The organism is Seonamhaeicola sp. ABD4_175 (genome assembly GCF_056160885.1).
In genome coordinates this window covers 12,939-32,103 of record NZ_JBSWYC010000005.1, presented here as the reverse complement: position 1 = coordinate 32,103, position 19,165 = coordinate 12,939, and the positions used below count along the sequence as shown (strand labels likewise).

Genomic DNA, 19,165 nt, shown 5'->3' with positions numbered 1-19,165 from the left:
GTTTAAAGTTTAAAGTATAAAGTTTATAAAGTAGAGTTTAAGTATTTAATTAACCCGCTTATTAACTTTGACACTTCATTTACTTCTGACTTTAATTTCTCAAATTGTTCACTGGTTATGTAGTTTAAATCAAAAGCTAAATACAATTGAGATCTAAATTCTCCTGCTGATGCTTTTGCTATTTACAAAAACCTGATGAATTCTTTTGTTGTTTCTCTTTCAAAACCTTCTGCTATATTTGAAGAAATTGATATACAAGATCTTCTTATTTGATCTCGTAATCCAAAATCTTTCGCAAAAGACTCGTTACTATTTGTTATTGTGTAAATGACTTTGTTTAATTCTCTTGATATTTGTCATGATTTTATGTCTTCAAAAGAATTAAATTTTGCCATAGACTTTTTTACTTTTTAACTTGTTACTTTAAAAACTTAGTTTTAAAGCGAAAATGATTCACCACAACCACAGGTTCTGTTGGCGTTAGGGTTGTTAAAAACAAACCCAGTGCCGTTTAAACCGCCCGAGTATTCTAGTGTTGTACCAATTAAGTACAAAAAGCTTTTTTTGTCTACAATAATTTTTACACCATTGTCTTCAAAAACTTTATCATCATCTTGTTGTTGTTTATCAAACTTTAAATCGTATGACAACCCTGAACAACCACCACTTTTAACACCAACGCGAACAAAATCTGTAGTAGCGTTATAACCGTCTTCGGTCATAAGCTCTATCACTTTTTTCTTTGCTGTTTCTGAAACTTTAATCATACCTTTTGTGTTTAGATTTGCTCTAAATTGACTGCAAATATACAATATAAGTCAGCGATAACCATGTTACCTAACATTATATTAATAAATGTTCTAATAAGTTTTTCTTATATAGGTAAAATGATGTTTTTTTATGACTTTTTCTGAAGTTTTCGCAACAGGAACAATTTCATCATTAGAGTTATATGTGAAATGTTGTTTGCAATTTTTACAGATAAGGTGGGGCGAATCATCTACACGAAAAAAATTATGCCCATAGGCATAACAATACAAGTTTGCTGTAGATTTATTTTTCATTCTGTGGGATTATACCACCAAAATATAAAATTGAATGAAAATTTTGCTGCGTAAAAACCGTAGTTTATTAAAAAAATGTGGTTTTTATTAAAGAAAATCAATTGTTTGTAAAGCTATAATCATTTAATGTGAGTAAAAAAGCTTTTAAATTGGCTTTGTCTTCGTTGGTAAGTTGTACGCCTCCTTGAGCAATTTTTTTCATAAGTGGGTCTATGGTTGGCGAGTTTTTTAAACCTTCGCTGTAGTGGTTAATTACCTCTTCAAGGGTGGTAAACCTGCCATCATGCATGTAGGGTGCTGTAAATGATAGATTTCTAAGTGAAGGGGTTTTAAATTTTCCGTTATCAGCAGGGTCGCCTGTTACTGCGCCCAAACCTAAATCTGTAAATTCAGTATCTAAACCATTATTGTGAAATAGATTATCGGTCCAGAGCGGATTGTTTTCACTGCCATGACAATGAAAACAATCGCCTTTGTTTTCATCCATAAAAACATTAAACCCGTTTTGTTCTTCGGGTGTTAAAGTAGTTAAACCCAAAAGAAATTTATCAAATTTTGAAGTGGCTGAAATTAAAGTACGCTCAAATTGGGCAATGGCTTTTGTAACTAAAGTAGAATCTATTTTTGAGGTTCCGAAGGCTTGTTTGAATAATTCTGGATATTCAGGGTGACTGTTTAAGCTTTGTTCAACGTTTTGCCAAGTGTTTCCCATTTCGTTAACATCAATAACTGGCTGAATTGCTTGGTGTTCTAAACTAAAAACACTGCCGTCCCAAAAGAATTTTTCATCATAATTCCAAGCAAGGTTAAAAAGTGGCATAGCATTGCGGAGGCCTAAATTTTGGTTTACGCCACTGCTAAAGCGGTTATTATCTGTAAATGCATTTTTGGGCGCATGGCAATTGGCACAAGCTATGGTATTGTTAATTGATAGAATAGGATCAAAAAATAGTTTTTCGCCTAATGCAATACCTTCTTTAGTTTGTGGGTTGTTTATGGATGCTGTAGGGTTTAGTATGCGGGTTTCAAACAATTGAGGAATTTGTAAAGGGCTTGGTGTTGGTTTAAAATTATCAACGGTTTCTGTATTACATGCTTGTAAAGCCCAAATTAATAACAGGATAATATGTTTTAGCCCTCTTTTCAAAGTAAATTAGTTAGTAGATTTTAAACTAAAAACATTTTGTCCGTTGTCGTACATCATAATTTGTGCGTTTGCATTTGGCATTAGCATTTGGTGTAGCTGATTTAAATTCCAGGTATGCGGATTTTTAAACCACTCGGCAATATTCATTTCAATATTAAATGTTGTATTATTTGTAATTGAAACAGGGCCTAAATTTACTTTTATAAAAGTGTCTTGAGGAAAGGTTGGTGTGCCGCTAGAAGCATCAACAGCTCTAATGGCATGAAAGTTATAACCAATAGTTTCATCGCTTTCATTTTTAAATTTCCCGTCTAATTGCATGTAGTGGTAGCCGCCACCAAGCATTTGTGGAACATCAAAAATTGCGGTGTTTAAATCTTCATAAGCAGCACTTATATTTTTTTCGTTTTTAAAGCCGAATATAAATGATAAGTTCGTGTAATTACCTGTTAATATTGGTGCCGTTGGTGCAAAAGTTAAGTTTTTATTATTGGTTACATCAACTAAATTATGCGCGTTTATTACTATGAATTCGCCGTTTGATGTTTCTAAAGTCACATCTGATATTACATAACGCAAGCGTTCAATCTTTAATTGTTCACCGTTTTCGGTGGTGAATTTAAAGGTGTTAAAATCTGCGTTTGTAACGGGTGCTCCATTCCAAGTGTGTGAGAAATTAAGAGCAATGGTTGTGCTTTCTATTGTGTCTTCAGAACTGTTACAAGACATTAATGTTAATGTTATGAGTAATATAAAAAGTATGTTTTTCATTTTGAAATTATTTTAATCTGAAAATTAAAAGATCTGTAAAACCTTGGTTTGTTATATTAAAGTCTGAACTGCTAGATTCTCCAACAACAATTACCTCGCCATTAATTAATTCAATACTGCTGTAGGCTAAATCTACATTACTACCGCCAACGGTTTGTTGCCAAATTATATTGCCGTTGCTATTTAGTTTTACAACCCAGGCATCATTTTGTCCGTTGTTTTTTGAAACATCAATATTGCTGCTTCTGGTGTTTCCTGCAATTAAAAAACCATTGTCTGCTGTTTTAGTTATGGAGCGTGCTGCATCAAAGTTTGTACCGCCTATGGTTTTTTCCCAAAGTAAATCGCCATTAGTATTAATTTTAATTGCCCAAATATCTGCTGCGCCGTTGTTTTTTGTAATATCAATATCGTTACTACGTGTATCGCCTATAATAATAAAATTACCGTCGTTAGTTTTGGTGATGCCTCTGGCTTCGTCAATTTGTGAGCCACCAAAAGATTTTTCCCATAAAAAATCACCATTTTCAGATATTTTAACCACCCAAAAATCATAAGTGCCTTTGTTGTTTTTCACATCAAAATCAAAACTATCAGATGAGCCAACAAGTATAAAATCATTGTTGTTAGTTTGGGTAATGCCGTAGAGTGTATCAGTAAATGTACCACCAAAATATTTACTCCATTGTATGTTGCCGTTAGCATCAAGTTTTATGGCCCAATAATCGCCACCGGCATGTCTTTTGGTAGTAATTTTTGTGTTGCCTTGGCCATTTGAGGCAGAAACATCTAAAACACCGGTAATTAAAAAGCCATTATCATTGGTTTGAATTAGCGCAGTACCAGTATCTGCACCATCAAACCCAAAAGATTTTTCCCAAATAATATCACCAGAGTTATTGGTTTTAATCATCCAAAAATCATCAAAACCATTGTTTTCTGTAACATCAAAATCATTGCTTTTGCTAGCGCCTAAAATAGCAAAACCACCATCGTGGGTTTCAACAATGCAATTTCCACGGTCGTCATTTGTGCCGCCATAGGTTTTTTGCCATTGTAATTCATGTTTGTTGTTAAATTTTAGCAACCAATAATCAAACGACTCGTTTGTTTTTAAAGTAACATTACCATTGGTGCTTTGTGTATAGCCTAAAATAGCATATCCACCATCTTGAGTTTGCGTAATAGAGCGTGCACTTTCGTTTTTAGAGCCACCTAATGTTGTAATTACTCTGGTTTCTGTTGGAGTATTTGTGTTGTTTTCTTGGTTGTTTTCTGAACAGTTGAAAACAAAGATTAGAAAAAAAATATAAACAAAATATGTTTTTGCGGTGTGAAGCATTTGTAATTAAGTACCAGATTTTCTAACTATAAAAAGACCGTTAGCGCCATCGCTAATAATTATATTGCCGCTTGGTAAATATGGGTAAACAGTCCAAGCGCCATCAAAACCAGTGTTGTCGTCATCAGGATATGTATCAAAAAAACCAATTTCAGTAAATGATTTGTTTTCTATTGCCGAAATATCTAAAACGCGCATACCAGCGTTATAGTTGGCAAGATAGAATTTGTTGTTTAAAACATACCCGTTATGGTCAATGGCAGTTGTGGGGCCAAAATAATCAAAGTGCACCAATGGGTTGTCTAAATCTGTGAAATCAAAAACAATAGTTTTGGTGTCAATGCCTAGTCTTAGCTCATCAAGTTCATCGCCTAAAATAAAATATGTCATATCTGAAGTAAACCAACCTTGGTGCGCATATCTTACGTTATTATAAGTAATTCTAGAAATAATAGTGGGGTTGTTTTTATTGGTTACATTAGCAATAACCACCTCGTTTTCGTTACTGCCAATTAAAATTTCGTCTCCAAAATAATCTGCATCTGGCCCGTTATAAGTTACAACTTGAGCATCATGCGAGTAGCCACCGGCACCAAAACCACCTTCCATAACAGGGTTTTTAGGGTCTTGAATATTTATAAAAATAGGCCCGCCAGCAAAAGCATTGCTTCTGTTGCCGCCAACAATATAGGCATATCCGCTTGTTTCGTTTATAACAATATTGTGGGCTCTACCAAAACCTGTAAAACGGGTATCGGCAGTAAAAGTTTCGGGTGGGTTGGTTACGTTTCGTAATCTAGTTAAATCAAAAACTTGCATGCCATGGCTGTCTTCGCCTACATTATTATCGGCTACAATAAAGGCATGGTTATTATATACTTTAACATCGCGCCATGGGCTAGCTATAGTTGCTGTTGGTAGTTTTCCTAAATAAATAGGGTTTAAAGCATCAGTAATATCTACAAAACCAACACCGTTATCTGTGCACATAAGCGCGTATTCTTTGTTTGTTTGTGTGTCAACCCATCCCCAAGAATCATTTCCTGCATTGGCGTTAAAAATGCTTAATGGTAAATTAGCCATTAAATCATAATCATTGCAAGGATAAATATCAGCAAAGCCATTGGTGCAAGCAGCCAAAACTTCGGTGTTTGAGCTAGTATCATTATTTATGGGTAAATTATTATCTCTTTCACAAGAAAATAAAAGACCAAAAGCACATGCGATAACTATAAAACAATTGAAATTATTTTTTTTTGTGAAGTTAAACATACTAAGCGTTTTTATTTTGAAAACGTTTTAAAGGTTGTTATTATTTTTGCAACTATTAAAACTATTTGTAAAGTAACAAATTTAACCTAATAAAACTATTATTTTTGCATTATGATAGAGGATAAAAACCAACAGCGAACACAATTAAGTGATTTAGGAGAATTTGGGCTTATTGACCATTTAACCAAAAATTTTAAAGTTAAGCAAACATCAACCATTAAAAGTATTGGTGATGATGCTGCGGTGTTAAATTTTAATAATAATAATGTTGTAGTTTCTACAGATTTACTAGTTGAAGGTGTGCATTTTGATTTAAGTTATATGCCGCTTAAACATTTGGGGTACAAGGCAGTAATTGTTAATTTGTCTGATATTTATGCAATGAATGCAACGGCTACCCAAGTAACGGTTTCAATTGCTGTGTCAAACAGATTTCCCTTAGAAGCTTTAGAAGCAATTTACGCCGGTATTGAAACAGCTGCCAAAATTTATAATGTTGATGTTGTTGGTGGCGATACTACCTCTAGTAAAACAGGTTTATTAATATCTGTAACCGCTATTGGTGAAGTTGAACCAAAAAATGAAGTTTACAGAAATGGCGCAAAACCTAATGATTTGCTAGTTGTTTCGGGTGATGTTGGTGGTGCTTACATGGGCTTACAGGTGCTTGAAAGAGAAAAAGAAGTGTATAAAGTAAACCCTAACAACCAGCCAGATTTAGAACCCTATACTTACATTGTTGAGCGTCAATTAAAACCCGAAGCTCGAAAAGATGTTGTACAACTTTTAAAAGATTTAGGTGTAAAACCAACAGCAATGATTGATGTAAGCGACGGTTTGTCTTCTGAAATTTTACATTTATGTAAACAAAGTAATGTTGGTTGCGATTTGTATGAAAACAAAATTCCTCTAGATCCACAAGTTATTTCTACTTGTGAAGAATTTAATATTGATAGCACAACGGTAGCCTTAAATGGAGGCGAGGATTACGAATTACTTTTTACAATTTCGCAAGAAGACTACCCAAGAATAAAGGGAAATCCAAGTTTATCGGTTATTGGTTTTATGAGAGAAAAAGAAGCAGGTACACACCTTGTTACAAGAGCTGAAACAAAAGTTGAAATTAAAGCACAGGGTTGGAAAAATTTTAATGCCTAAACACAAGTAATTCCGGATTAAGTTTTTGATATCTAAGTTGGCGGCGGTAATGTATGTTTTCTAAAACACGGTTTATTTCTTTAAACTTAGGTGTTAGCTCTGTTAAATTACCATTACCACTTGTGGTGAATTCTTTTCCGCAGTTTTTGCAGGTGTATTCTTTCACGTGGAATGTTACGTTTTTACTTACTCTTAAATCGTGTCCAAATACTTTGCAATGAAGTTGTTTCATAAAATTTTAGCTATTAAAAAATCTGTTCTGGGGGAGACTTCTTAAAAGTAAAAAATCACAATAAAAAATATTAATGAAATGTTAATAAATCGATGAAAGTGTGTTTTTTCTCTTTAAACGTTGCGTTTTTGAGAGGTGCACTTTTTCTAAAATTGAGTTAATTTCTTTAAACTTAGGTGTTAATTCAATTAAATTGCCATTGCTGTTAGTGGTTAACTGTTTTTTACAATGCGAACATGTGTACTCTTTAACATGGTAGGTTACATGTTTTGTTATTTGGTAATCATGACCAAAAATAGAGCAGTACACCTTGGGAAGTAAAGCTGTTTTTTTAATATTTTCATTCATGGTATTGGGGTTATGAATATAAACCTACAAAAAAAATATTAAACATCGACAAATTGTTATTTATTTTCGATGAAACGCATTATATTTTCCAAACATTCGTTTTCATTTTCAATAAAACTCATGTGTCCACCATCTAAAACCACAACGCTTACATTTGTTCCTTTAGTTTGATACATTAGGTTTTTGTAATTCAAAATAGGGTCGTTTTTACCAATAATCATCATTTTTTTATATGGTGAAAAATGGAGTAAAACTTCACGGTCTTCGCGTATTTTCATACCTTCTAAAGCAGCAACAATACCCTGTAAAGGTGTTTTTTGGCAATCTTTAATAAGTTGTTTTATTTGGCTAGCAAACTTTTTATGATTTTCTGGTACAAATAAATTTGAAACAGCTAGCCTAATAAATGTTTTATGGTTTTGTTTAACAGCAACAATACCGCGTTCTCTATTTTGTTTTTTTTCGGGAGTATCTGCACTTGTTGTAGAGTTTAGTAAACACAGCCCTTTTACATTATCTGGGTTTTTTTCAGCAAACGCTAAAGCTACATAACCACCCATGGAATGCCCAATGAATGTAGATTTTCTAATTCTTAAATGTTTTAGTACAACTTCAATAGCTTCTGCCATGAGTTCCATGGGATGAATGTAACCTAAGCATTCCGTTTTGCCATGGCCTAATAAATCTATACAAACAACTCTGTTTTTTTTAGCTAGTATAGGTACAAATGTGTTCCAAATTTTTGAGCTTTCTAAAAAACCATGAAGTAAAACAATGGTGCTACCTTTGCCTTTTTCAGTATAAAAAATGTTTATGCCCTTGTGTTTTAAAATCATTACCAATATTTTTTAGCAAACAATTCAATGTTAAACAAAATTAAATATCATATTATAATTTAACTGGTAGTTAATTAAAATAGTTTAATGTAAGTACGAAATCGTTTAAGTGACAAATATTACATTCTACTTTAAAAGTTTCATTGAAATTTGAATATAAATTAAGTTTTAGATGAAAAAAATTATAGTAATTGGAGGCTTATCTGCAGGACCATCGGCAGCTGCAAAAGCCAGACGCGAAAATGAACAAGCAAATATTATTTTGTTTGAAAAAGGGGCGAATATTAGTTATGCTACTTGTGGAATGCCTTATGCTTTTTCTGGAATAATTGAAACAAGAGATAGATTAATGGTTGTAAAACCAGAACTACTTGAAACTAGATTTAATATAGATGTACATTTAAATGAAGAGATTGTTAGAATAGATACTAAAAGTAAAACGGTATATTCTAATTTAAGAAGTTACCAATATGATGTTTTAATTTTTGCCACTGGCGCTAGATCTATTGTGCCTCCAATTGAAAATATAAAATTAGCAAACAATTGGTCTACTTGTAGATCTATGCCAGATTTTGATAAAATAACTAAAGAAGGACTTACCACTTCTTCAGAACATATAACAGTTATAGGGGCAGGATTAATTGGTGTTGAAGTTGCAGAAAATTTAAAACATGTTGGTAAAAAAGTAACTTTAATAGAAGGGTCTACGCATGTATTAAATATGTGGCAAAAGAAATTTGGAGATTTTGCAGCAAATATTTTAGAGTCTGAAGGTGTTGAAGTTTTTACTAACACTTTGGTAACAAGATTTAATATTAATAAAGAAGGCAAGATTTTATCTGTCTCTACAAATGATGGAAAAACAATTGAAACAGATTTTGTAATACTAAGTGCAGGAATTAAGCCGAATACCAATTTATTAATTGATGAAGGAGCAGAGGCTATTAAAAATGGGGCTTTAAAAGTAAACACTGCCATGGAAACCTCTATAAAAGATGTTTATGCTGCAGGAGATAATGTTTCTGTAAGAAATTTACAAACAAATAATTATGATTACTTTCCTTTAGGAACACACTCTAATAAAGGAGGAAGAACTGCCGGTGCTAATGCTGTTGGATGTAATTTGTCATTTAAAGGAGCATACAAAACAGCTATAGTTAAGATGTTTGATTATACACTAGCCAGAACAGGAATGAATGCTACAACTTTAACTCAAAAAGAAATACCATTTAAAACTGTTTTATCTGTTGCGGGTTCAACGCCAGGGTATTATCCTGGGCAAAAAGATTTAATTACAGAGATTTATTATAATCCAACAACAGAAGAAATATATGGTGCAGAATTATTTGGAGAAGTAGGAGTTGATAAGCGTATAGATGTTTTAAGTACTGCTATTTATGCAAAATTAAAAATCACAGATTTGGCACAGTTAGATTTGGCGTATGCACCACCATTTTCACCGGCAAAAGATCCCATTGTTGTATCTGGATATATAGCTGAAAATATTTTAAATAAAAAAAGTGTGCAGATTTCGGTTGAAGATTTACAAACACTTATAAATAGTAAGCAAGATTTTTTGTTAATTGACGCTAGAACACCAATGGAATTTCAAAAAGGAACTATTCCTGGAGCCATAAATTATTCATTAGACTTGTTAAGGAATAATGTTGAAGAAATAAAAGGTGCTAATAAAAAAGTTGTTGTGTTTTGTCAAAAAGGTTTAAGGGGTTATTTAGCCGAATTAATTTTAAGAAATAACGGTATTAGTAATATTTCAAATGTTGCAGGTGGCTTCAAATTGTGGGAAATGTTTAGTAAAAATATTGAAATACCTAAAGAAGTTGTTAAATAGTAATATAAAAAAATTAAGTTTTCACCCTTTTTATGGCGGCAAATGCTTTGTCTACATATTCATCTTCTACCAAAATGGTAAACTCGTTTGTGGTTGAAAGTACCTCATAAAGTACAATGCCTTCCCAAGCTAAACGTTTGAAAAAATGATAATACAAACCGGCAATTTTAGAGTTGTCTTGCGGTAGGTTGATACTAATGGCAGACAAGCCGCTTTGTACAGCTAAAAAGGTTTCGTTGTTAAGATTGGTTTCTACAAAATCTTTTAAACTACTTGAAATTATAATGTTGCTTTCATGAATACCTCTTGTAAACGTATAAAAAAGCTTGTTTTCTGCATTAATACGTTCTAGAATTTTTGAGTGGTTATCAATTAAAGTGTCAGAGTTTTTTACTGTAAAATCAGTTAAATTTGAGCGCACAGTAATATCACCCAGGTTTTTAATAACACGCTTCATTTTAACCGAATTACTTAATGCTGGCGGTGGGCTGTAACGTCTTAAAGCCATCATTATAGCACCCGGTTTTACATCCTTTTTAAGCATTTTGCTTATGGGTTCAGTTAACTCTACAGCTAAGGCGCTGTAATTAATTATATTTCTAGATAAAGCTTCTTCTAAATAAGGTTGTGTAATTAAAATATCTTCAACACAGTTTGATACAGTCTTCATGTTAATTATTTAACAATTTGTGTAAAAGTAAACATTTTTTTATAAAAATAAGTTTTTAGCGGGTTTCTATTTTAGTTTTGTACTTCAAAATAATGAAAATGAAATAAATAGATGATGCATCTATTGTAATTTATAATATTATAAATATGAAAGTTTTAAAGTTTGGTGGTACATCAGTTGGTTCGGTTAAAAACATGAACAATGTAAAATCTATAATTACTGATGGTGAGAAGAAAATAGTAGTATTATCTGCTATGTCTGGCACTACCAATGCATTAGTGAGTATAGCAGATAAATTAGCTGCATCAAATGGGGCAGAGGCTATTTCAGAAATTAATAATTTACACGCAAAATATGTTGATGTTGTAAATGAATTAATAATTGAAAAAACCATTAAAAGTGATGTTGAAGCTTATGTTAAAGAGCGTTTTGATTTCTTAAGGTTATGTGTTGAAAATTCGTTTACTAAAACCTTAGAAAACGAAATTCTTGCACAAGGTGAGCTACTTTCAACTTTTATGTTTACTAAATTTTTGCAACAAGAAGGTGTAAACGCTCAATTATTGCCAGCCTTACAGTTTATGAAAACTAACGCTGTAAAAGAACCTGCAATTGAAGCTATAAATGAAGCTTTGCAAAGTGTAATGAACAATACACCAGCTGCCGATATTTATATTACGCAAGGTTTTATTTGTTTAAATGACGAAGGCCAAGTATCTAACCTACAACGTGGCGGTAGTGATTATACAGCTACTATAATTGGAGCGGTTATTAAAGCTGAAGAAGTGCAAATTTGGACAGATATTGATGGCATGCATAACAACGATCCTAGATTTGTTGAAGGCACTAAACCAATTTCTAACTTGTCTTTTGATGAAGCTGCGGAGTTGGCCTATTTTGGCGCTAAAATATTACACCCACAAACTGTTTTACCAGTACGAGAAGATGGTATACCAGTACGATTGAAAAACACTATGGATCCTGCTGCTTTTGGTACATTAATTAGTGGAAATCATGTAGAAAATGGTATTAAAGCTGTGGCTGCAAAAGATAATATTACTGCTATTAGAATTAAGTCTGGAAGAATGCTTTTAGCACATGGTTTTTTAAGAAAAGTATTTGAAATTTTTGAAACCTATGAAACATCAATAGACATGATTACAACATCAGAAGTTGCGGTGTCTTTAACTATTGATGATGATAGAAATTTAGATAAAATTATTGCAGAATTAGAAACTTTTGCTTCTATTGAAATTGATAAAAACCAAAGTATTGTATGTTTGGTAGGGCATTCAATTGCAGACCACCAAGATACCTTTAAGTTATTTCAAATTTTGCAAGATGTGAAAATTAGAATGATTTCTTATGGCGGAAGCCGAAATAATATTTCGTTGTTAATTGATACTAAAAATAAAGTAGAAACCTTGCAAAAACTAAATGCATATTTATTTGAGTTAGTCGCCATTTAAAAAACATAAATGTTAAACACAGTTTTTGCAAAATAGAAAGAGGGATTTTTTAAAAAATCCCTCTTTTGCTTTTTATAATTTATTGATTCATTAAATCTTCAATTTCATCAGCTTCAATAGGTATGTTTTTCATTAAGTTTATTGGCGCTCCGCTTTTTTGAATAACTACATCATCTTCAATTCTAATGCCAAAACCTTCTGCAGGATTATAAATTGCGGGTTCTACAGTAAACACCATGTTTTCTTGCATAGGTTCTGTTAAAATACCATAATCATGGGTGTCTAGTCCCATGTGGTGGCTAGTACCGTGCATAAAGTATTTTTTATAAGCAGGCCAATCAGGGTTTTCGTTTTGTACATCGGCTTTGTCAAGTAATCCTAGGCTAAGTAATTCTGAGGTCATTATTTTACCAATTTCAATGTGGTATTGTTCCCAAAGTGTTCCCGGAACTAACATTTTTGTGGCTTCGTTTTTTACTCTTAAAACGGCGTTGTAAACGGCTTTTTGTCTTTCAGAAAATTTACCAGAAACAGGAATTGTTCGTGTCATGTCACTAGAATAGTTGGCATATTCAGCGCCAACATCCATTAAAAGTAAATCGCCTGCTTTACATTGTTTGTTGTTTTCAATGTAGTGTAATACATTGGCATTGTTTCCGCTGGCAACTATTGGTGTGTAAGCAAACCCTTTAGATTTGTTTTTAATAAACTCATGAATATATTCTGCTTCAATTTCATATTCCCAAACACCTGGTTTTACAAAGTTTAAAATACGTTTAAATCCTTTTTCAGTAATGTTACAAGCGTGTTGTATTAAATCTATTTCAATGCTGTCTTTAACAGAGCGTAAACGTTGTAATATTGGTGCGCTTTTGGCAACACTATGCGCTGGGTATTTTTGCTTTAGCCATTTAGTGTATCTGTCTTCGCGGGTTTCAACTTCAACATTGGCGCGGTAATGCTCATTTGTGTTAATGTAAACGGTGTCGCACTGTGTCATAATTTCAAACATAACACGTTCCATGTCTTGTAGCCAATAAACAGTTTTAATGCCACTAACTTCAAAAGCTTTTTCTTTAGTTAGTTTTTCGCCTTCCCAAACGGCAATGTGGTCATTGGTTTCTTTAAGAAAAAGAATCTCTCGGTGTTTTTCTTTAGGGCAATCAGGAAAAATAACTAAAATACTTTCTTCTTGGTCAACTCCACTTAAATAAAAAATATCTCTGTGTTGCTGAAAAGGAAGTGTGCTGTCTGCACTTATTGGGTATATATCATTTGAATTAAAAACGGCCAAACTATTGGCTTTCATTTTTGAGGCAAAGTTTTTACGGTTTTTAACAAAAAGGTTGCTATTTATAGGTGAGTATTTCATGTTAAATACATATTAAGTTTTTAATTATGTAAAAGTAAAAAGAAAAAGTAGAATAATTATTGGTTATATTTGCAGCTATTTTAAATGTTTGATTTATAATTAATTAAGTTGTTATGAAAAATATAAGTAAGAAACTTCTTTCGGGGATTTTGTTTTTTACAATCATTATAGGTAAGAAATTAGAGGCGCAAATTCACATGAAAAAAGCCTCTTTAGAAAACCAGTTACAAACAAGTGATTTGGTAGTAGAGGGTAAAGTTATAAATAAGTACGCTACTTGGAATGCTAACAATAGTTTAATTTACACAATAAATACAGTTGAAATTTATAAAGTGTTTAAAGGAAATGTGGCAGAATATGTTGATGTTGTAACTGTAGGAGGTGTTGTTGGCCTAAGTGCTGTGGTTGCAAACCCTGGTTTAAAATTACAAACGGGAGATGTAGGTTTATTTATTTTAAATGCTAACAATGCTACGTTTTCAAAAAAAGGAAATAACACTAAATTTAAGCCAAATGCATTAAATCAAGGGTTTTATAAGTATAACTTAATAGATAATGTAGCAGCAAACACATTAACTAAAAAAAAGAATATAACTAAATCTCTATACAGTGAAATTACCAATTACACTAAAAAACCTTATACCGAAGTAAAATCTTTTAATGTTGAAGCTATTTTGGCAAAAAACAAAGCTGCAAAAAATAGTCTATTAGCGCCAAGTAGTTTGGTTTTAAATAAAACTGTTGTAACCGCAGGTAATAAAGATGTTTTAACAATTTCTGGATCAGACTTTGGAAACACCCAAGGTATAGTTTGGTTTAGTAATGCTAATGATGGCGGCTCTACTTTTATTAGAGCTTTAGATTCTCAGGTTTTAAGTTGGAATGATACGCAAATTACTGTTGAAGTGCCATCATTTGCAGGAACTGGTAATATGTATGTTGAAGATGCGGCTGGAGATCCTTCACCCCAAACAACTATTACTGTAAGTTATGCCGAGTTAAATGTAGAATACGATGTTGACGATGCTACGCAAAACAACCCGCCAGGAACAAACGGGCCAGAGCCATTAATAGCTTATCAAGTACAACATTCTTCTTACTCTGGCAATGATAATAACATAACTTGGCGCATGGAAACAGATTTTAATAATGATGCTCAAGTTTCTGGTGCTAAAGCAGCTTTTCAAAGAGCTTTTGATACCTGGATATGCGATACAGAGCTAAATTGGACTATTGGTTTAAGTACCACTACCGATGTTATTGCTGATGATGGTGTAAATATAATACGTTTTGATAATGGCGAGTTAGATGAACCTACATTAGGTGTTTGTTACACGTATTATGCAGGTTGTGTTGATGGGGGTGTTATAAACTGGTATGTTAGAGGGCATGATATAGAGTTTGATGCCGATGAACTTTGGTATACGGGTTTAGGTTTGCCAGATTTAGGAGAATTTGATTTTCAAAGTGTGGCACTGCATGAATTAGGGCATGGGCATCAACTAGGGCATGTAAATGATACTAATGATTTAATGAACTATGCATTATCTGTTTCCGAAGATCAAAGAGTAATAAGACCAATTAACAGCACTGCAGCTAATGTTATACAAGACAGAAGTTTGTCTAGCGTTTGTAATAGAGTAGCTTTGGTTGATAATACTTCTTGTCCATTAAGCACTGAAGAAAACCAATTGCAAGAAGGTATATCACTATATCCTAATCCTTCAAAAGGCACATTTCAAATACACAATGATTCGCATGTTAATTTAACCAAAGCAATTATTTATGATTTAAGTGGGCGTAAAATATCAACTCATAAATTAAATAATAAACATACAATAGAAGTTAATATGTTAAAGGCTTCTTCAGGTGTTTATTTTGTTAATATTCATTCAAATTTTGCTACAATTACTAAAAAACTCATTATAGAATAAAAACATATTTTTTTGAAGAAATTATAAAAAGAGATGTGCAATACATCTCTTTTTTGTTTTAATGATAAATATCATAGTTTAAAAACTAAGTATTATTACTTAAAATAATTCTAAATTAGAAAATAAGCAAATTACTTATTGTCTATCAAGTATTAGTAATTTACCTTTGTATAACACTACTAAATTATAAAAATAATGAGCGGATTTTTAAAATCTTCAATAGGGAGGAAAATAGCCATGGCGCTTTCAGCATTCTTCCTAATGTTTTTCCTTATCATTCACTTAGCGGTTAATATCACTTCCATTTTTAGTGAAGATTTGTTCAACCAATTATCTCATTTCATGGGAACCAATCCACTGGTACAATTTGCTTTGCAACCTGTATTAATTTTTGGAGTTGTTTTTCATTTTGTTATGGGCTTTGTTTTAGAATTAAAAAACCGAAAAGCAATTGGTGTTTCGTATGTTAAAAACAACGGAGCAGCAAATTCTACCTGGATGAGTAGAAACATGATTTACAGCGGATTGGTAATACTAGCTTTTTTAGTATTACATTTTATTGATTTCTGGATTCCTGAAATGAATGTTAAATATATTCAAGGTGATATGACAGGAATGCACAATGGCGAGTTTAGGTATTTCCATGAAATGGCCCAAAAATTTGTTAGCCCTTTAAGAGTTGGGGCATATGTGCTATCTTTTGTTTTATTGGCATTACATTTAATGCACGGCTTTACATCGGCATTTCAATCTATGGGTTCTACGGCAGGTAGAAAAAAAACATTACAAACCATAGGCAAGGCGTATTCTATTGTTATTCCTTTAGGATTCATTATTGTAGCCGTTTATCACCATTTTAATCACTAATAATATACAAGTATGAGTGTTTTAGATTCAAAAGTACCAAAGGGGCCTCTTAAAGATAAGTGGACTTCTTATAAAGATAAAATTAACCTAGTAAACCCAGCCAATAAACGTTCAATTGATGTTATTGTAGTTGGAACAGGATTAGCAGGAGGCTCAGCTGCTGCTACACTTGCAGAGTTGGGCTACAACGTAAAAGCATTTGCTTATCAAGATTCTCCGCGTCGTGCACATTCAATTGCAGCACAAGGAGGTATAAACGCCGCCAAAAATTATCAAGGTGATGGCGATTCAACTTACAGATTGTTTTATGATACCGTAAAAGGTGGCGATTACCGTTCGCGTGAGGCAAACGTATACCGTTTAGCTGAGGTGTCTGCAAATATAATAGACCAATGTGTAGCACAAGGTGTACCTTTTGCACGAGATTATGGTGGATTGTTAGATAACCGTTCGTTTGGAGGTGTATTAGTTTCTAGAACGTTTTACGCTAAAGGGCAAACGGGGCAGCAATTATTATTAGGTGCATATTCGGCAATGAACCGCCAAATAGCGCGTGGTAAAATTCAAATGTACAACCGTCATGAAATGCTTGATGTTGTTATTGTTGATGGTAAAGCAAGAGGTATTATTGCCAGAAACTTAATTACTGGTGAAATTGAACGACATTCGGCACATGCTGTTGTGGTAGCTTCTGGTGGTTATGGTAATGTGTTTTTCTTATCAACAAACGCCATGGGCTCTAACGTATCGGCTGGTTGGAAAATTCATAAAAAAGGAGCGTTTTTCGCAAACCCATGTTATACGCAAATTCACCCAACATGTATTCCGCGTTCAGGAGATTATCAGTCTAAACTGACATTAATGTCTGAGTCTTTACGTAATGATGGCCGTATTTGGGTGCCTAAAAACATGGAAGATGTGTTGGCTATTAGAGAAGGACGCAAGAAACCTACAGATTTGTCTGAAGATGAAAGAGATTACTATTTAGAAAGACGTTACCCTGCATTTGGTAACTTAGTACCTCGCGATGTTGCATCTCGTGCAGCTAAAGAACGTTGCGATGCTGGTTACGGTGTAAATGCAACAGGAGAAGCGGTGTATTTAGATTTTGCTTCGGCAATTCAACGTTACGGAAAAGAGCAGGCTAAAATTCATGGTATTGCAAATCCTTCAGAAGCTAAAATATATGAGCTTGGACAAAAAATAGTAGAGGCCAAGTATGGAAACTTATTCCAAATGTATGAGAAGATTGTAGATGAAAATCCATACGAAACACCAATGATGATTTATCCAGCAGTTCACTACACAATGGGCGGTGTTTGGGTAGATTATAACCTAATGACAACAGTACCTGGTTTATATTGTATTGGTGAAGCCAATTTCTCAGATCACGGTGCCAACAGGCTAGGGGCTTCAGCACTAATGCAAGGTTTAGCCGATGGTTATTTTGTGTTGCCTTACACTATTGGAGATTATTTGTCTGATGATATTAGAACAGGCAAAATACCAACAGATACACCAGAATTTGACGCTGCTGAAAAAGAAGTGAAAGATAGAATAGATTTCTTTATTAACAATAAAGGAACAAAATCTGTTGACTATTTCCATAAAAAACTTGGTAAAGTAATGTGGGATAAATGCGGAATGTCTAGAAACGAACAAGGCTTAAAAGAAGCTATGGTTGAAATAAAAGCCATACGTGAAGAGTTTTGGAAAGAAGTATCAGTACCTGGAGCTGCTAATGAAATGAATCCAGAATTAGAAAAAGCAGGACGTGTTGCAGATTTTTTAGAATTGGGAGAGCTATTTGCTAAAGATGCTTTAACAAGAGAAGAGTCTTGTGGTGGACATTTTAGAGAAGAATCTGCTGAAGAGTCTGGACCTCAAAAAGGTGAAGCAAAACGTAATGATAAAGACTTTGCGTTTGTATCTGCTTGGGAATATAAAGGAGAACCAGCCGATGCTGTACTTCATAAAGAAGAATTAGAATTTAAGGATATTGAATTAAAACAACGTTCATATAAATAATAAAGATATGTCAGGAAAAGGAATGAATTTAACATTAAAGATTTGGCGCCAAAAAGATGCTAAATCAAAAGGTAAGATGGAAACTTACAAGGTGAATGATATTTCAGAACATATGTCTTTTTTAGAAATGATGGATGTTTTGAATGAGCAATTAATTGCCGAAGGGCAAGAGCCAGTTGCTTTTGACCATGATTGTAGAGAAGGTATTTGCGGTATGTGTTCTATGTATATTAATGGAGAAGCCCATGGCCCAGATAGAGGTGTAACTACATGCCAATTGCACATGCGTATGTTTAAAGATGGCGATACTATTACAATAGAACCGTTTAGAGCAGCTGCATTTCCTGTAATTAAAGATTTAGTTGTTGATAGAACCTCTTTTGAGCGTATACAACAAGCAGGTGGTTATATTTCTGTTAACACATCTGGTAATACACAAGATGCCAATGCGCTTCCAATTTCAAAACATGCTGCAGATGAAGCTATGGATGCGGCAACCTGTATTGGTTGTGGTGCATGTGTGGCTACTTGTAAAAACTCATCTGCTATGTTATTTGTTGGTGCTAAGGTTTCACAATATGCTTTACTGCCACAAGGGCAAGTTGAAGCTGCAGATCGTGTTAAAAACATGGTAGCGCAAATGGATTTAGAAGGTTTTGGTAACTGTACAAATACAGGTGCATGTGAGGTTGAATGCCCTAAAGGAATTTCATTAGATAACATTGCAAGAATGAATAGAGAGCTAATTAAGGCTTCTATTTAAGAAAAAAATATAAATATTTCGAAAAAAACCATACCTTGTA

General features: G+C 33.3%; 17 protein-coding genes and 1 pseudogene. 7 read left to right on the top strand and 11 right to left on the bottom strand.

The window, feature by feature from the left end; genetic code table 11:
• Positions 1-23 precede the first annotated feature (23 nt).
• The 6 genes and pseudogenes from ACXAG4_RS14930 to ACXAG4_RS14905 all read right to left on the bottom strand — a co-directional run bounded on the left by ACXAG4_RS14930 (position 24) and on the right by ACXAG4_RS14905 (position 5,596).
• Positions 24-353 (bottom strand): annotated as a pseudogene (locus ACXAG4_RS14930) (four helix bundle protein).
• An 84-nt stretch (positions 354-437) separates the two neighbouring features.
• Positions 438-767: a HesB/IscA family protein gene (locus tag ACXAG4_RS14925; protein WP_475296892.1), complete on the bottom strand. Its 330-nt coding sequence runs from the start codon at positions 765-767 to the stop codon at positions 438-440.
• A 394-nt stretch (positions 768-1,161) separates the two neighbouring features.
• Positions 1,162-2,211: a cytochrome-c peroxidase gene (locus ACXAG4_RS14920; protein ID WP_475296891.1), complete on the bottom strand. Its 1,050-nt coding sequence runs from the start codon at positions 2,209-2,211 to the stop codon at positions 1,162-1,164.
• 6 nt (positions 2,212-2,217) lie between these two features.
• Positions 2,218-2,982, bottom strand: a complete 765-nt coding sequence (locus ACXAG4_RS14915; protein ID WP_475296890.1) for an MbnP family protein — start codon at positions 2,980-2,982, stop codon at positions 2,218-2,220.
• Positions 2,983-2,989: 7 nt separating this feature from the next.
• On the bottom strand, positions 2,990-4,324 hold the full coding sequence (locus tag ACXAG4_RS14910) for a hypothetical protein (protein ID WP_475296889.1): 1,335 nt from the start codon (positions 4,322-4,324) through the stop codon (positions 2,990-2,992).
• Positions 4,325-4,330: 6 nt separating this feature from the next.
• Positions 4,331-5,596 (bottom strand): choice-of-anchor B family protein, encoded by a 1,266-nt coding sequence (locus ACXAG4_RS14905; protein ID WP_475296888.1) that lies wholly within the window; start codon positions 5,594-5,596, stop codon positions 4,331-4,333.
• A gap of 111 nt (positions 5,597-5,707) precedes the next feature.
• On the opposite strand from ACXAG4_RS14905, the gene thiL reads away from it, so the two are divergent.
• Positions 5,708-6,754, top strand: coding sequence for a thiamine-phosphate kinase (gene thiL, locus ACXAG4_RS14900; RefSeq protein ID WP_475296887.1), 1,047 nt, complete (start codon positions 5,708-5,710; stop codon positions 6,752-6,754).
• Here the strand turns inward: thiL and ACXAG4_RS14895 are convergent.
• From ACXAG4_RS14895 to ACXAG4_RS14885, 3 genes are all read right to left on the bottom strand, one after another.
• Positions 6,744-6,986 carry a hypothetical protein gene (locus ACXAG4_RS14895; protein ID WP_475296886.1) on the bottom strand — a complete coding sequence of 81 codons (243 nt, stop codon included), beginning with the start codon at positions 6,984-6,986 and terminating at the stop codon, positions 6,744-6,746. The genes thiL and ACXAG4_RS14895 overlap by 11 nt on opposite strands.
• A gap of 81 nt (positions 6,987-7,067) precedes the next feature.
• Entirely contained in the window at positions 7,068-7,334 is a 267-nt protein-coding gene (locus tag ACXAG4_RS14890; protein ID WP_475296885.1) for a hypothetical protein, read from the bottom strand.
• Positions 7,335-7,390: 56 nt separating this feature from the next.
• Positions 7,391-8,170: an alpha/beta fold hydrolase gene (locus tag ACXAG4_RS14885; RefSeq protein WP_475296884.1), complete on the bottom strand. Its 780-nt coding sequence runs from the start codon at positions 8,168-8,170 to the stop codon at positions 7,391-7,393.
• 172 nt (positions 8,171-8,342) lie between these two features.
• Here ACXAG4_RS14885 and ACXAG4_RS14880 point away from each other — a divergent pair, with 172 nt between their 5' ends.
• The gene (locus ACXAG4_RS14880; RefSeq protein WP_475296883.1) at positions 8,343-10,022 is read left to right on the top strand and encodes an FAD-dependent oxidoreductase; all 1,680 of its coding nucleotides are present in this window, start codon (positions 8,343-8,345) and stop codon (positions 10,020-10,022) included.
• A gap of 13 nt (positions 10,023-10,035) precedes the next feature.
• Here the strand turns inward: ACXAG4_RS14880 and ACXAG4_RS14875 are convergent, their stop codons facing one another.
• Complete coding sequence (locus ACXAG4_RS14875; RefSeq protein ID WP_475296882.1) at positions 10,036-10,692, bottom strand: hypothetical protein; 657 nt, start codon at positions 10,690-10,692, stop codon at positions 10,036-10,038.
• A 146-nt stretch (positions 10,693-10,838) separates the two neighbouring features.
• Here ACXAG4_RS14875 and ACXAG4_RS14870 point away from each other — a divergent pair, with 146 nt between their 5' ends.
• Positions 10,839-12,161 (top strand): aspartate kinase, encoded by a 1,323-nt coding sequence (locus ACXAG4_RS14870; RefSeq protein WP_475296881.1) that lies wholly within the window; start codon positions 10,839-10,841, stop codon positions 12,159-12,161.
• Between the two features lie 79 nt (positions 12,162-12,240).
• Here ACXAG4_RS14870 and ACXAG4_RS14865 read toward each other — a convergent pair whose 3' ends face one another.
• Positions 12,241-13,533, bottom strand: coding sequence for an aminopeptidase P family protein (locus tag ACXAG4_RS14865; RefSeq protein WP_475296880.1), 1,293 nt, complete (start codon positions 13,531-13,533; stop codon positions 12,241-12,243).
• A gap of 197 nt (positions 13,534-13,730) precedes the next feature.
• Here ACXAG4_RS14865 and ACXAG4_RS14860 point away from each other — a divergent pair, with 197 nt between their 5' ends.
• The 4 genes from ACXAG4_RS14860 (at position 13,731) to ACXAG4_RS14845 (ending at position 19,125) form a co-directional block, all read left to right on the top strand.
• The gene (locus ACXAG4_RS14860) at positions 13,731-15,467 is read left to right on the top strand and encodes a T9SS type A sorting domain-containing protein (protein ID WP_475296879.1); all 1,737 of its coding nucleotides are present in this window, start codon (positions 13,731-13,733) and stop codon (positions 15,465-15,467) included.
• 195 nt (positions 15,468-15,662) lie between these two features.
• The gene (locus ACXAG4_RS14855) at positions 15,663-16,334 is read left to right on the top strand and encodes a succinate dehydrogenase cytochrome b subunit (protein ID WP_475296878.1); all 672 of its coding nucleotides are present in this window, start codon (positions 15,663-15,665) and stop codon (positions 16,332-16,334) included.
• A gap of 12 nt (positions 16,335-16,346) precedes the next feature.
• On the top strand, positions 16,347-18,362 hold the full coding sequence (locus ACXAG4_RS14850; protein ID WP_475296877.1) for a fumarate reductase/succinate dehydrogenase flavoprotein subunit: 2,016 nt from the start codon (positions 16,347-16,349) through the stop codon (positions 18,360-18,362).
• Between the two features lie 22 nt (positions 18,363-18,384).
• Positions 18,385-19,125: a succinate dehydrogenase/fumarate reductase iron-sulfur subunit gene (locus ACXAG4_RS14845; RefSeq protein ID WP_475296940.1), complete on the top strand. Its 741-nt coding sequence runs from the start codon at positions 18,385-18,387 to the stop codon at positions 19,123-19,125.
• Positions 19,126-19,165: the final 40 nt, after the last annotated feature.